This window comes from Chromobacterium rhizoryzae (assembly GCF_020544465.1).
GTDB lineage: Bacteria > Pseudomonadota > Gammaproteobacteria > Burkholderiales > Chromobacteriaceae > Chromobacterium.
In genome coordinates this window covers 2290753-2303696 of sequence record NZ_CP066126.1, presented here as the reverse complement: position 1 = coordinate 2303696, position 12944 = coordinate 2290753, and the positions used below count along the sequence as shown (strand labels likewise).

Annotated in this window: 15 protein-coding genes; 11 read left to right on the top strand and 4 right to left on the bottom strand. The window is 63.7% G+C overall.

Translation table 11 applies throughout. The annotated features are described in order from the left end of the window. Positions 1-158: 158 nt before the first annotated feature. Positions 159-806 carry a ParA family protein gene (locus tag JC616_RS10465; RefSeq protein ID WP_227108134.1) on the bottom strand — a complete coding sequence of 216 codons (648 nt, stop codon included), beginning with the start codon at positions 804-806 and terminating at the stop codon, positions 159-161. A 103-nt stretch (positions 807-909) separates the two neighbouring features. On the opposite strand from JC616_RS10465, the gene JC616_RS10460 reads away from it, so the two are divergent. Continuing rightward, positions 910-1572, top strand: coding sequence for an HAD family hydrolase (locus JC616_RS10460; RefSeq protein ID WP_227108132.1), 663 nt, complete (start codon positions 910-912; stop codon positions 1570-1572). Between the two features lie 90 nt (positions 1573-1662). On the opposite strand, the gene JC616_RS10455 is transcribed toward JC616_RS10460, so the two are convergent. Together JC616_RS10455 and JC616_RS10450 are read right to left on the bottom strand one after the other, a co-directional pair. Next, positions 1663-2592 carry a DHH family phosphoesterase gene (locus JC616_RS10455; RefSeq protein WP_107799289.1) on the bottom strand — a complete coding sequence of 310 codons (930 nt, stop codon included), beginning with the start codon at positions 2590-2592 and terminating at the stop codon, positions 1663-1665. Positions 2593-2650: 58 nt separating this feature from the next. Next, the gene (locus JC616_RS10450) at positions 2651-3238 is read right to left on the bottom strand and encodes an IMPACT family protein (protein ID WP_227108130.1); all 588 of its coding nucleotides are present in this window, start codon (positions 3236-3238) and stop codon (positions 2651-2653) included. 116 nt (positions 3239-3354) lie between these two features. On the opposite strand from JC616_RS10450, the gene JC616_RS24505 reads away from it, so the two are divergent. The 9 genes from JC616_RS24505 to JC616_RS10410 all read left to right on the top strand — a co-directional run bounded on the left by JC616_RS24505 (position 3355) and on the right by JC616_RS10410 (position 9749). Continuing rightward, positions 3355-3483, top strand: a complete 129-nt coding sequence (locus tag JC616_RS24505) for a hypothetical protein (RefSeq protein ID WP_255411645.1) — start codon at positions 3355-3357, stop codon at positions 3481-3483. A gap of 147 nt (positions 3484-3630) precedes the next feature. After that, positions 3631-4065, top strand: a complete 435-nt coding sequence (locus tag JC616_RS10445) for an NfeD family protein (RefSeq protein WP_107799291.1) — start codon at positions 3631-3633, stop codon at positions 4063-4065. 5 nt (positions 4066-4070) lie between these two features. Further along, positions 4071-5021, top strand: a complete 951-nt coding sequence (locus JC616_RS10440; RefSeq protein ID WP_107799292.1) for an SPFH domain-containing protein — start codon at positions 4071-4073, stop codon at positions 5019-5021. Between the two features lie 115 nt (positions 5022-5136). Then, on the top strand, positions 5137-5670 hold the full coding sequence (locus tag JC616_RS10435; RefSeq protein ID WP_107799293.1) for a septation protein A: 534 nt from the start codon (positions 5137-5139) through the stop codon (positions 5668-5670). Next, positions 5670-5972, top strand: coding sequence for a YciI family protein (locus tag JC616_RS10430; protein WP_227108128.1), 303 nt, complete (start codon positions 5670-5672; stop codon positions 5970-5972). Before JC616_RS10435 ends, JC616_RS10430 begins: the two co-directional genes overlap by 1 nt. Further along, on the top strand, positions 5969-6235 hold the full coding sequence (locus JC616_RS10425; RefSeq protein ID WP_081544784.1) for a BolA family protein: 267 nt from the start codon (positions 5969-5971) through the stop codon (positions 6233-6235). Before JC616_RS10430 ends, JC616_RS10425 begins: the two co-directional genes overlap by 4 nt. A gap of 29 nt (positions 6236-6264) precedes the next feature. Then, a complete protein-coding gene (locus JC616_RS10420) occupies positions 6265-7053 on the top strand; it encodes a peptidylprolyl isomerase (RefSeq protein WP_107799295.1) in 789 nt (262 codons plus the stop codon). Between the two features lie 26 nt (positions 7054-7079). Further along, positions 7080-7862: a peptidylprolyl isomerase gene (locus JC616_RS10415; protein ID WP_227108126.1), complete on the top strand. Its 783-nt coding sequence runs from the start codon at positions 7080-7082 to the stop codon at positions 7860-7862. Positions 7863-8117: 255 nt separating this feature from the next. Further along, positions 8118-9749, top strand: coding sequence for a methyl-accepting chemotaxis protein (locus JC616_RS10410; protein WP_227108124.1), 1632 nt, complete (start codon positions 8118-8120; stop codon positions 9747-9749). A 114-nt stretch (positions 9750-9863) separates the two neighbouring features. Here the strand turns inward: JC616_RS10410 and JC616_RS10405 are convergent, their stop codons facing one another. Next, positions 9864-11414: an APC family permease gene (locus JC616_RS10405; RefSeq protein ID WP_227108122.1), complete on the bottom strand. Its 1551-nt coding sequence runs from the start codon at positions 11412-11414 to the stop codon at positions 9864-9866. A gap of 378 nt (positions 11415-11792) precedes the next feature. On the opposite strand from JC616_RS10405, the gene JC616_RS10400 reads away from it, so the two are divergent. Continuing rightward, positions 11793-12881 carry a polyamine ABC transporter substrate-binding protein gene (locus JC616_RS10400; protein WP_107799299.1) on the top strand — a complete coding sequence of 363 codons (1089 nt, stop codon included), beginning with the start codon at positions 11793-11795 and terminating at the stop codon, positions 12879-12881. The last annotated feature ends 63 nt before the right edge of the window (positions 12882-12944 follow it).

Sequence of the window (12944 nt, the reverse complement as noted above, 5' to 3'; positions counted from 1 at the left end):
AAAAACAAGGGGCCCCAAACATAAACGGGAGCTCGATGGCTCCCGTTTACAGTGTCCCCTGCGACGCTCTCGTTTGGCTCGCACGCACTTACCGGCACACCTTACGCCGCAGGTTTCTTCACGTCAAGCGATTTTATTTCAGATCAAGACAAAACATTTCATTTGTCGCACCAGCTGCCGTCCTCCTCGCCCAGCCAGTTGAGCAGAGGCTGCCAGGCCTCGCGGTCGCGCTGCGCGCGCGACGGCGGCAGGTCGAACAGGGACAAGCCGCTGGACGCCGCCTGCACGTAAAGCTGGGTGTCCCGCAGCCAGGTCAGCACCGGCACCTGATGCTCCGCCAGGAATTTCTCCAGTTCGCGCGCGGAGCGGGTGCGCGGGTCCACCCGCATGCCCACCACCGCCATGAAGGCCTTGTTCTTGCGGATGGCCTTCTCTTCCAGCAGCTGTTCGAAAAAAGCCTCGCTCGCCCACATGTCGAACGGCGACGGCTGGATGGGCACCAGGATGCGCTCCACCCGGGACACCAGGGCCGCCAGCTTTTTGCCGTGCAGGCCCGCGGCGCTGTCCAGCACCACCACCTCCGTGCCCTTGGGCGGCCGCGCCGCTTCTCCGGCCTTGACCTCCCAGCCGGCGATGGAAGGCAACGCCGCGTCGCGTTGCGCCAGCCAGCCCAGCGAGGATTGCTGCCGGTCCACATCGCCCAGCATCACGCGCTTGCCGCGCGCGGCGTAATAGCCGGCCAGATTGGTCGCCAAGGTCGATTTGCCGCTGCCGCCCTTGGGGTTGGCCACCAATACCGATTGCACATCCGCCTCCTCTGCCGTTTGCGATGGCCCACTATACCAGAGGGGAAGCGCTTGCCGCAGCCGGGCGATCGGGTTAAGGTCGAAGCCCGGAAAAGGAGTCCGCATGCCGCAAAACTATGACGCCATCCTGTTCGACATGGATGGTTTGATGATAGACACCGAAAGAATTTCCATGGAGTCCTGGCGCCGCGCCGCCGACGAACTGGACATGACGCTCAGCGATCAGCTGCTGCTGGACATGGTGGGCCTGTCCATGCGCCGCTGCACCGAATTCCTCAGTGAAAGGCTGGGCAGCCAGGACGACGCCGTCGCGCTGCAGAATGTGGGCCGCCGGCATTACTGGCAGATGCTGGAACATGAGGAGATTCCGCTGAAGCGCGGCATCGAGGCGCTGCTGGACTGGGCGCGCGGACAAAACCTGCCGCGCGCGGTGGCCACGTCCACCCAGCGTCAGCTGGCGGACATCAAGCTGGGCCGCACCGGGCTATCGCGTTATTTCGACATCGTGGTGGCCGGCGACGAAGTCGCCCACACCAAGCCGGCGCCGGACGTTTACCTGGCCGCCGCGCGCAAGCTGGGCGTCGATCCGCTGCGCTGCGTGGTGCTGGAAGACTCGATCTACGGCCTGCACGCCGGCGTCGCCGCCGGCATGCGGGTGATTCTGGTGCCGGACCTGGTCACGCCGCCGGCGGACCAGACCCATCACGCGCTGGCGGTATGCCAGGACCTGCACCAGGCGCTGGAAGTGCTGCAACAGCTGGCCTGATACGAGCTGCGGCGCGTGATGAGGCGCGGCACGGCGAGTTCAGCCGCACCGCCTTGTCACGCCTTAATCCGCACCATCGTCAATGGGCGCTCAGCCGTGGCCGCGGATGCGCGCGACCAGTTCGTCGCGCACATCTTCGGCCTGGTCGTTGCCCACCTGGCAGGTGCCGGCCGCTTCATGGCCGCCGCCGCCATACTGCAGCATCAGCGCGCCCACATTGGTGCGCGAGCTGCGGTTGATGATGGACTTGCCCACCGCGAACACCGTGTTCTGCCGGTTGACGCCCCATAGCTGGTGGATGGAGATATTGCAGTCCGGGAACAGCGCGTAAATCATGAAGCGGTTGGTGGGATGGATCACGTCCTCATGCAGCAGGTTCAACACCACCAGATTGCCGTAGACGCGGGAACAGCGCCGGATCTGCTCCTTGGCCAGCGCCTCGTGCTTGGCGTACAGCTCCACCCGCTCCTGCACGTCCGGCAAGGCCAGGATTTGATCGATGCTGTGGTCGCGGCAATAACGGATCAAGTCCAGCATCAGCTGGTAATTGCTGATGCGGAACTCCTTGAAGCGCCCCAGGCCGGTGCGCGCGTCCATCAGATAGTTGAGCAGCACCCAGCCGGACGGATGCAGCACTTCCTGCAAGGTGTACTGCGCGGAATCCGCCTTGTCCACCGCCTCCATCATCTCGTCGCTGATATTGGGAAACACCTGCTTGCCGCCAAAGTGCTTGTACACCACCCGCGCCGCCGACGGCGCCTTGGGGTCGATCACGTAATTGTCCGCGCTGGAATTGCGCAGGGTTTCGGAAAGATGGTGGTCGATGACCAGATGCGCCGCCGCCACGTAAGGCAGGTTGGTGGTGATGTCGTTCTCGGTGATCTCCACCTTGCCGTCCTGCATGTCCTTGGGGTGGGCGAACTTGATCTCGTTGATCATATTCAGTTCGTTGAGCAGCACCGCGCACACCAGTCCGTCGAAATCGCTGCGCGTCACCAGGCGATATTGCTGTTGCGACATGAGTTCCCTCTCTCCCTCTTGAAGGGCCGGCGCGGCCCCGCCCGCGCCGTACGGCGCTTCAGTCGGCCGGCGACACCTCCAGCGCGCCGGCCATCCCGTCCGTCAACGCCGCCAGCAAGGCCTCCGCCTCCGCGAGCGGCAGGCTCAGCGTCAAGCTCACCCGCTCGCCGTAAACGGGCGCCGATACCGGCACGCCCAGTTCTTGGCACAAATGGCGCAGCCGCGCCTCGCCGGCGAAATCCACCGTCGCCGCGTAATCGCCGCGCGGCACCACCGCCGTCAGGCTGGCCGCGTCCATCGCGGCGTTGACAGCTTGAGTGTAGGCTCTGACCAAGCCGCCCGCACCCAATTTAATTCCGCCGAAATAACGGACCACCACCGCCAGCACATCGCAAACGTCCTTATGCCGCAACACGTTGTACATCGGCCGCGCCGCGGTGCCGGAAGGCTCGCCGTCGTCGTCCAGCATGGAATCCGCGCCGCACAGCAGCACCGCGCAATAATGGCGCGCGTCCGGCCATTGCGCGCGGATCTCCGCCAGCCGCGCCAACGCCTCTTCCCGGCTGCTCACCGGCTGCACGATGCCGATGAAACGGCTCTTCTTGATTTCGATCTCGGCCTGGGCCGACGCTTGCAAATGGAACATTCCGCCCCTCTGACTGTCCGAAGGAGTGGATTGTACCCCAGCGCCGGCAAAGCGCCCGGGCAAGCACTACAATGAAAACGGGAATGCGCCTTGTTCACCTTAGAGGAGCCAAAGCCATGATCATCCTGCTTGTCGTGCTCGCTTCGCTGCTTGCCGTGGTCTGGTTCATGCTGGACAAATTCTGGCTGGATGAGGAGGAAGAGGCTCGCCTGTCTCATTACCTGCCGGACAAGGATCATGTCTGAGAACCGCTTCAGGGTCTCGCGAGCAAGAGCGAGACCGTAAACCGGCTCTAGGCGTCCGCCTGTTTTTTTGACGGTCGACGCCCGCTCGCTTGTCATTCTGCGGCGATGGCATGAAAATGAGCGCTTCAATTTGACAAGGGCATTGTTTTGCCGCTAACCGCCATCTGGATTGCCAGCGCGCTGATCGCGCTGATCGCCGAGTTCTTCTCCGGCACCTTTTACCTGCTGGTCGTCGCCGTCGCCATGCTGTGCGGCGGCGCTGCCGCTTGGCTGGGCGCGGCCGAGGCCAGCCAATACGTGATCGCCAGCCTTGCCGGCGTGATCGGCGTGGCGCTGGTTTACGCTTACAAGCGCCGTCATCCGTCCGCCGCCGCCCAGCCGCGCGCGGACGATCCCGATCTGGGCCAGCCGGTGCAAATCCTCCACGCCTCCCCCGCCGGCCACGTCCGCGTGCAATACCGCGGCGCGGCCTGGGACGCGTCTCCCGTCGACGGCGCCGCGCTGGAAGCCGGCGCCACCGCCTACATCGTCGGCCGCGACGGCAATCTGCTCAAAATCAGTTCAACCCAACCGGAACAATAAGACCCATGGAACTCCTGCCCCTGATCCTGCTCGCCGCCGTCATCGTCTTCGTGTTCAAATCGCTGGCCGTGGTGCCGCAGCAGAACGCCTACATCGTCGAACGCCTCGGCCGCTATCACGGCACCCTGGCGCCCGGCCTCAACATCATCATTCCCTTCATCGACCGCATCGCCTACAAGCACAGCTTGAAGGAAGTGCCGCTGGACGTGCCCAGCCAGGTCTGCATCACCCGCGACAACACCCAGCTGAAAGTGGACGGCATCCTCTACTTCCAGGTGACCGACGCCCAGCGCGCCTCCTACGGCACCAGCAACTTCATCATCGCCATCACCCAGCTGTCGCAAACCACGCTGCGCTCGGTGATCGGCAAGATGGAGCTGGACAAGACCTTTGAGGAACGCGACGAGATCAACCAGACCGTGGTGGCGGCGCTGGACGAGGCCGCGGTCAACTGGGGCGTGAAAGTGCTGCGCTACGAGATCAAGGACCTGGTGCCGCCGCAGGACATCCTGCACGCGATGCAGGCGCAGATCACCGCGGAACGGGAGAAGCGCGCGCGCATCGCCCAGTCCGAAGGCTTGAAGATGGAGCAGATCAACCTGGCCAACGGCTCGCGCGAAGCGGCGATCCAGAAATCCCAGGGCGAGATGCAAGCCACCATCAACAACTCCGAGGGCGACAAGCAAGCCGCCATCAACAAGGCGCTGGGCGAGGCCGAAGCGCTGCGCCTGGTGGCGGACGCCACCGCCGACGCGATCAAGCGCGTGGCCAGCTCCATCCACACCGAGGGCGGCCTGGAAGCGGTCAACCTGAAAGTGGCCGAACAATACGTGGCCGCCTTCGGCAAACTGGCCAAGGAAAACAACACCATCATCCTGCCGGCCAACGTCGCCGACGTCGGTTCGCTGGTGGCCAGCGCGATGAGCGTGGTCAAGCAGACCCAGGCCCCGCGCTAAAGGCCGCTCCGGCGGCGCCCCGTTCGCGGGCGCCGGCCGGATCAAGAACCCGCACCTCACTCTTCAACCCTTGCCCGGCTTGAATATCCGCCGGGCCGCCCCCATAATCGTGCGCATGAAATTCTTCACCGACCTGTTTCCCGTCGTCCTGTTCTTCGCCACTTACTGGCTGAGCCGCGACATGTTCATCGCCACCGGCGTCGCCATCGCCGCCACCACCTTGCTGGTGGGCTGGACCTGGCTGCGCCACCGCAAGGTGGACACCATGCAGTGGGTCAGCCTGGGCCTGATCGTGGTGCTGGGCGGCGCCACCCTGCTGCTGCACGACAAGCACTTCATCATGTGGAAGCCCACCGTGCTGTACTGGGTGATGGGCGCCGGCCTGCTGATCAGCGACTTCCTGGGCAAGAACGGCCTGAAGCTGATGATGGGCCAGCAGCTGCAATTGCCGGCCCCGGTCTGGCGCAAGCTGACCTGGGCCTGGGTGGGCTTCTTCGCCTTCATGGGCGCGCTCAACCTCTTTGTCGCCTATCGCTTCAGCGAAGACGTCTGGGTCAATTTCAAACTGTTTGGCGGCCTGGGCCTGATGCTGGCCTTCGTCATCGCCCAAAGCCTGTTCCTCGCCAAATACATTGAGGAAAAGAAATAATGCTTTACGCCATCATCGGCCAAGATCATGAAGATTCGCTGCCGCGCCGGCTGGAGGCCCGCCCGGCCCACCTGGCGCGCTTGCAGGCGCTGCAGGACGCCGGCCGCCTGGTGCTGGCCGGCCCCTGTCCCGCCATCGACAGCGCCAGCCCCGGCCCGGCCGGTTTCAGCGGCAGCCTGATCGTCGCGGAATTCGAATCGCTGGACGCCGCCCAGGCCTGGGCCGACGCCGATCCCTACGTGGCGGCCGGCGTCTACGCCGACGTCAGCGTCAAACCCTTCCTCAAGGTGTTTCCGCAATGAGCGCCACGGTTGAACTGCTCAGCGCCGCCTTGCAGGCCTTGACGCCGGAACACCTGGACATCCAGGACGACAGCGCCTTGCACGCCGGACACGCCGGCGCGCGCGACGGCGGCGGACATTACACGCTAACCATCGTCAGCGCCCGCTTTCAGGGATTGAGCCGCGTGCATCGCCACCGGCTGATCTACGAAACGCTGGGCGACTTGATGCAAACCAAGGTGCACGCTCTGGCCATCAGAGCGTTCACGCCAGAAGAAATCTGACTTGATTCCATAAGAAGGATAGATACCCCATGAAGCTTTCCCGCATCGCCGCCCTCGCGCTGGCCGCCTCCGTCGCCCTGCCCGCCGCCGCGGAATCCATCGCCGTGGTCAACGGCGCCGCCATCGACAAGAAGGAACTGGACGCGGCCGTCGCCAACATCGTGCAAAGCAGCGGCGGCAAGGCCCAGGACAACCCTGAGCTGCGCGAGCAATTGAAAACCTCGCTGATCACCCGCGAAGTGATTCTGCAGGAAGCGCGCAAGCGCCAGCTGGACAAGCAACCGCTGTTCACCCAGCGCCTGGACGACATCCGCAATGAAATGCTGCGCGAAGCGCTGTTCGCCGACATCGCCAAACAGGCGCCGGTGACCGACGCTCAGATCAAGGGCGTCTACGACAAGCTCGCCGCCCAGCAGACCGGCAGCAAGGAAGTCCACGCGCGCCAGATCACGCTGAAGAGCGAGGCCGACGCGCAGAAGGCGATCGCCGATCTGAAAAAAGGCGCCAAGTTCGACGAACTGGTGAAGACCCGCTCCATCGACCCCAACGCCAAGCAAAGCAACGGCGAAATGGGCTGGGGCAACCTCAACCGCATGGACCCGCCGCTGGCCGCCGCGCTGAAAGACATCCGCAAAGGCCAGACCAGCGGCAAGCCCTACCAGTCCCCGCTGGGCTGGCATGTGTTCAAGGTGGAAGACATTCGTGACGCCAAGCTTCCGTCGCTGGATGAGGCCAAGCCGCAAATCGGCCGCCAACTGCAAGAAGAAGCCATCGCCAAGGCAGTGGAAGACCTGCGCGCCAAGGCCAAGATCCAATAAACCAACCCATCAGGACATCTAAGAATATGCGTAAAATCTTGCTGACCAGCGCCCTCGTCGCCGCCTTCGCCGGCAGCGCCATCGTGGTTGCCGGCCCGGTCGTCAACGGCCAGGCCATCACCGACGCCCGCATCGACGCCGTGGTCAAGATGATGGAAGCCCAGGGCCAGCCGGCCAACCCGCAAGCGCGCGACATGGTCAAGGATCAACTGGTCACCGCCGAAGTGCTGCGCCAGGAAGCCGTGAAGAAGGGTCTGGACAAGTCGTCGGAATTCGCCGCCGAACTGGCCAATATGCAAGCGATGGCGCTGGCCAACCGCCTGATCAAGGATTATGAAAAGTCCAATCCGGTCAGCGACGCCGATCTGAAAGCCGAATACGACAAGCTGGTGGCCAGCGTGCCGGAAACCAAGCAATACCACGCTCGCCACATCCTGGTGAAGACCGAGGCCGAAGCCAAGGCGGTGATCGACGCGCTGAAGAAAGGCAAGTCTTTCGACAAGCTGGCCAAGGAGAAGTCCCAGGATCCGGGCAGCAAGGACAAGGGCGGCGATCTGGACTGGCAGGAAGCCGGCACCTTCGTGGCGCCGTTCTCCGAAGCCATGACCAAGCTGTCCAAGGGCGAAGTGACCGCCAAGCCGGTGAAGACCGAGTTCGGCTGGCACGTGATCAAGCTGGACGACGCCCGCGTGCAACGCAATGTGCCGGCGCTGGACGACATCCGCCCGCAGCTGACCCAGCGCATCATGGGCGGCCGCGTGGAAAAGCTGATCGCCGAGCTGAAAGCCAAGGCGCAAATCCAGAAGTAAGCCGCAAAATGCGGCAAGCCAGAGCAAGCGGACCCCGGTCCGCTTTTTTCATACCCGTCGCATAAGCGCCGCCGCCGCGCCGCGCCCCGGCCCGCCTCGCCGGCGCGCCGCCTCATGCCCATGGTTTTTGCGCGAAGACGCAAAAACGTCTCCAAAAATTTATCCGCTGTCCTATAAGTAATTATTCACTTTTTGATCACTTCATAAATATATTAAATTGGAAGCACCACAATAAAGTCACCACGGGACAAACTGATGAAAAACCTGCGCATTGGACAAAGACTCGCCCTCGCCTTCGGCGCGCTGATCGCCCTGGTGCTGATCATGAGTGTGGTCATGCTCAACGGGCTCTCCTCCATCAGCGACAGCATGGAGGACATCACCGACAACCGGCTGGAATCCTTGCTGATAGTCGCTCAGCTGGATCACCACCTGCAGCAGCAGCGCATCGGCGCGCGCGATCTGATCATTGAAACCGATCCGGCCAAGATGGCCGAGATCAAGGCGCAGACCGACCAGACCATCAAGGCCTTCAACAACGCCGAAAAGGCGCTGGAAGACCACTTCACCAAGTTCCCGCCGATACCGGCCACCGCCGCCCTGCTCAAAGACGTGGGCCAGGCCCAGGAGGCGCTGGACGCCCCCACTAAAAAGCTGATGGCGCTGGCGATGGCCAACCAGAACAAGGAGGCGGAAGCCTTCATGGTCGGGGAGCACCGCCCGCTGATCCACCAGCTGGAACAAAAGGTGGAAGCCCTCAGCAAGGCGCTGGCCGACCGCGCCCAGGACAGCCGCAAGGACGCTGAAACCAGCGCCACCGCCGTGCGCGCCACCTCGCTGACCATCACCGCCATCTGCCTGGGCGCGGCCGTGCTGATAGGCTGGCTGCTGACCCGTTCCATCACCCGCCCGCTGAACAGCGCGGTGGAAGCCGCGCGCGAAGTGGCCGCCGGCAATCTGCGCATCGAGCTGCAGCCGGACGGCAAGGACGAGCCGGCCCAGGTTATCGCCGCGCTGGCCGATATGCGCGAACAACTGGTGAAAGCCATCGGCAACGTCCAGCAAGGCGCGGAAGAAGCCAATAGCGTGGCCGGCCAGCTGTCCGAATCCGCCGACCAGGTGCTGACCGCCTCCCATCAGCAAAGCCAGGCCGCCGCCAGCTCCGCCGCCGCGGTGGAAGAGCTCACCGTCAGCATCAGCCACGTGGCCGAAGCCGCCCAGGAAGTGCGCGAACACGCGCAGACCAGCCTGGTCACCGCCAAGAACGGCACCGCCCAGCTCAGCCTGCTGATCAAGGAAGTCGACAATGTCGAGAAAGCGGTCAACGGCATCGCCGAAGCGGTGAAGAACTTCGTCGCCAACACCCGCAAGATCACCAGCATGACCAGCCAGGTGCGCGACATCGCCGATCAGACCAATCTGCTGGCGCTGAACGCCGCCATCGAAGCCGCGCGCGCCGGCGAACTGGGCCGCGGCTTCGCCGTGGTGGCCGACGAAGTGCGCGTGCTGGCGGAACGCTCGGCGGAATCCGCCAAGGAAATCGATCAGGTCACCCATGTGTTGGGCACCCAGTCGGTGGAACTGGAAGACGCCATCACCAGCAGCCTCGCCTCCCTGAGCAGCAGCCAATCCTTTGTCTCCACCGTTGAAGCCGCCTTGCAAGAAGGCGAACAGGCGGTGGCCAAATCCACCGACAGCACCGGCACCATCGTCAGCGCGGTGCAGGAGCAGAAGCTGGCCAGCACCGAGATTGCCCAGAACATGGAGAAGGTGGCGCAGATGGCCGAGGAAAACACCGCCATCGTCAGCAATGTGGCGGACAGCTCGCGCTCGATGTCCGACATCGCCCAGAACCTGCATCAGGCGGTGCGTTTCTTCCGCATCTGAGCCGCCGGCGCGAGTCAAACATCAAAGCCGCCCTCCCGGGCGGCTTTTCATTTGCGCGCGCTCAGCGGGTTTCAACACCACCCCGCCGACGCGCAGCTGATCGCAAACAGATGCTCAGATTTTTTCGTCGAAGCTGAACACCGGCGTGCCCTTCTTCAGCACCTCGCCGCGGAAGAAGGCCGGATGCTTGCGGTACATGTACAGCATGAGCAGCAGGCCGACCAAGGCCACCGTCACGCCCAGGATGAACACCAGACCCAGGCCGCCGATATGCGAGCCGCTGCCGAAAGCCGGATCCATGCTGTCCAGCGTGGTGCGGATCAGGGCGACGAACAGCAGGACGCCGCCCAGCCCCGGGCACAGGCCGCGCAACAGGAAATGGCGCGCCGAAGTCAACGCCTGCTTGCGGAAATACCAGACGCAGGCAAAGGCCGTCAGGCCGTAATAGAAACACACCATCATGCCCAGCGCGGTAATGGTGTCAGACAGCACGTTTTCGCTCAAGACCCGCATCACCGCGTAAAACGCCGAAGCCACCAGCGCGGACACCACGGTGGCGTAAGCCGGTGCCTTGAAGCGAGACTCCACCACCGCGTATCTGGCCGGCAAGGCCTGGTAATGGCCCATCGCCAGCATGGTGCGCGCCGGCGACATAAAGGTGGACTGCAGGGAGGCCGCGGAACTGGACATCACCGCCAGCGACAGCAGAATGGCCGCCGGCCCCATCACCGGCCCGGCCAGCGCGGTGAACACATTGGCGGCGATGGCCGGGTTGGCGAGGCCGGAGGCGTCCGTGCCCACGCCGGCGAAGGACACCACCGCCGCGCTGATCAACACATAAGAGCCCACCAGCAGCACCATCACCAGCGTGGCGGCCTTGCCGGACAGATTGGCGCGCTTGTCGCCGGTGGTCTCCTCGCTGATGGTCACCACCGTGTCCCAGCCCCAATAGGCGAAGATGGACACCGCCACCCCGGCGGCGAATTGGGAAAAGCTTTCCACGGCGAAGGGATTGAACCAGCTCCACTCCACCGGAATGGAATACGGATGGCCGCCGTCGGCGGCGGCGCTGAACGCCGCCCATGCGAACCAGGCCAGCACCAGCACCTGGAACGACACCAACACATACTGCACCCGTTTGGTGGATTGCAGGCCGCGACAGGAAATCCAGGTGGCCACCGCCATGAAGCCAAGGCAGGAGACGATATTCACCGCCGTGTTGTCAGGCAGGGCCGCGATGTCCGGCCGCCCCAGCGCCTGGCCCAAGGCCAGATACATGAAATCCATCGCCACCGCGGCGGTGTTGGACAGCACCAGCACCGTGGACACCACCAGCCCCCAGCCGGCGATCCAGCCTATCCACGGCCCGAAGGCGCGCGTGGCCCAGGTGAAGGACGTCCCGGCGTCCGGCATCTCGCGGTTCAGCTCGCGGTAGCCTATCGCCACCAACAGCATGGGAATGAAGCTGACGAAAAACACCGCCGGCATCTGCTTGCCCACCTGGGAGGCCGCCGGCCCCAGCGAGGCGGTCAGCGTGTACGCCGGCGCGCATACGGAAATGCCGATCACCACCAGCCCGAGAATGCCGATGGAGCCGGCGGGCAAACCCTTGGCGCTCAAGCCTCCCCCGTCCGGGGCCGGCAGCGCGTTGTCAACATTACGCATGGTGCATCTCCTTTGTCCGGGGCCGCGTCGCAACGTCGGCCCTCGCCTTGTTATGTGCCCGCGTCGGCGCTCAAGCGCCGTCGCGAATGCGCGCGTCCCGCCGTGTCCGCCGGCCGGTCCCGCTTATGGCAGGACCGCGCGCGTCAGGCGTGGTTGCATGGAATATGCAGATAATTAACACAAAAACATCAAATGGCAAAAATAATAGACGCCACCAGCGCGGGGCGATATGCTGGCTCGGCAAGATCCGGCCCCGCGCCGGCGCCTTGCGCCAGAGCCGGGCCTACCGGCCGCCGCATAAGAACCTGCTTACGATCTGCCGCGCGTTGGCGATACGGCGCAGGAAAGAACCATGCAAAGAGAGAGAAGGAAGAGAACATGAATACCTGGAAGCACTGTCTGCTCGCGCTCGGCCTCGCCGGCGCCGCCCACGCCCAAGCCAATACCGTCAACGTCTACAACTGGTCCGACTACATCGCTCCCACCACCGTGCCGGCCTTCAGCAAGCAAACCGGCGTCAAGGTCAATTACAGCGTCTACGACAGCATGGAAACCCTGAACGCCAAGCTGATGACCGGCCGCTCCGGCTTCGATCTGGTGGTGCCGTCCAATAATGTGCTGGGCCTGGGCATCAAGGCCGGGCTGTTTCAGCCGCTGGACAAGAGCAAGATCCCCAACTACAAGAACATAGACCCGGCGCTGCTGAAAATGATGGAAGTGTCCGATCCGGGCAATAAATACGCGGTGCCGTATTTCTGGGGCGTGATCACCCTGGGCATCAATGAGGAAAAGGTCAAAAAAGCGCTGGGCGGCAAGCTGCCGGCCAATGAATGGGATCTGCTGTTCAAACCTGAGTACGTGTCCAAGCTCAAATCCTGCGGCGTCAGCATTCTGGACTCCCCGTCCGAGTTCTTCCCGATGGCGCTGCACTACTTCGGCAAGGACCCGGGCAGCACCAAGGAAGCCGACTACCGCGCCATCATGCCGCAGCTCAACGCCATGCGCGCCAGCGTCACCCGCATCTCCTCCTCCGGCTACATCAACGACATGGCCAGCGGCGAAGTCTGCCTGGCCATGGGCTACGGCGGCGACCTCAACATCGCCAAACGCCGCGCCGCGGACGCCAAGAACGGCGTCAAGGTGGTTCCGCTGATGCCCAAACAGGGCGTGGCCATCTGGGTAGACAGCATGGCCATCCCCAAGGACGCCAAGAACGTGGCCAACGCGCTGTCCTTCATCAACTACAGCCTGGAGCCCAAGATCGCCGCGGACAACGCCAATACCGTGACCTTCGCCCCGGGCAGCCTGCCGGCGCGGCAGTTCGTCAACAAACAGTACCTGAACGACCGCTCCATCTTCCCCAATTCCGAAGACCTGAAAAACAGCTTCATTCAGAAGAGCGTGGGCCAGGAAACCCTGCGCATCTACGGCCGTTTCTGGCAAAACTTCAAGCTGGGCCGCAGCTGAAGCCGCGCGGCTCCGCCAAAGCACAACAGCCGCTCAAAGCGGCTGTTGTGCTTTAAAACGCGG

What these genes read in the sequence shown, in the direction of transcription:
- JC616_RS10415 (WP_227108126.1), top strand. Translation starts at nt 7,080, where the DNA reads ATGCGTAAAATCTTGCTGACCAGCGCCCTCGTCGCCGCCTTCGCCGGC.
- JC616_RS10425 (WP_081544784.1), top strand. Translation starts at nt 5,969, where the DNA reads ATGAGCGCCACGGTTGAACTGCTCAGCGCCGCCTTGCAGGCCTTGACG.
- JC616_RS10435 (WP_107799293.1), top strand. Translation starts at nt 5,137, where the DNA reads ATGAAATTCTTCACCGACCTGTTTCCCGTCGTCCTGTTCTTCGCCACT.
- JC616_RS10410 (WP_227108124.1), top strand. Translation starts at nt 8,118, where the DNA reads ATGAAAAACCTGCGCATTGGACAAAGACTCGCCCTCGCCTTCGGCGCG.
- JC616_RS10450 (WP_227108130.1), bottom strand. Translation starts at nt 3,238, where the DNA reads ATGTTCCATTTGCAAGCGTCGGCCCAGGCCGAGATCGAAATCAAGAAG.
- JC616_RS10400 (WP_107799299.1), top strand. Translation starts at nt 11,793, where the DNA reads ATGAATACCTGGAAGCACTGTCTGCTCGCGCTCGGCCTCGCCGGCGCC.
- JC616_RS10420 (WP_107799295.1), top strand. Translation starts at nt 6,265, where the DNA reads ATGAAGCTTTCCCGCATCGCCGCCCTCGCGCTGGCCGCCTCCGTCGCC.
- JC616_RS10430 (WP_227108128.1), top strand. Translation starts at nt 5,670, where the DNA reads ATGCTTTACGCCATCATCGGCCAAGATCATGAAGATTCGCTGCCGCGC.
- JC616_RS10460 (WP_227108132.1), top strand. Translation starts at nt 910, where the DNA reads ATGCCGCAAAACTATGACGCCATCCTGTTCGACATGGATGGTTTGATG.
- JC616_RS24505 (WP_255411645.1), top strand. Translation starts at nt 3,355, where the DNA reads ATGATCATCCTGCTTGTCGTGCTCGCTTCGCTGCTTGCCGTGGTCTGG.
- JC616_RS10405 (WP_227108122.1), bottom strand. Translation starts at nt 11,414, where the DNA reads ATGCGTAATGTTGACAACGCGCTGCCGGCCCCGGACGGGGGAGGCTTG.
- JC616_RS10455 (WP_107799289.1), bottom strand. Translation starts at nt 2,592, where the DNA reads ATGTCGCAACAGCAATATCGCCTGGTGACGCGCAGCGATTTCGACGGA.
- JC616_RS10440 (WP_107799292.1), top strand. Translation starts at nt 4,071, where the DNA reads ATGGAACTCCTGCCCCTGATCCTGCTCGCCGCCGTCATCGTCTTCGTG.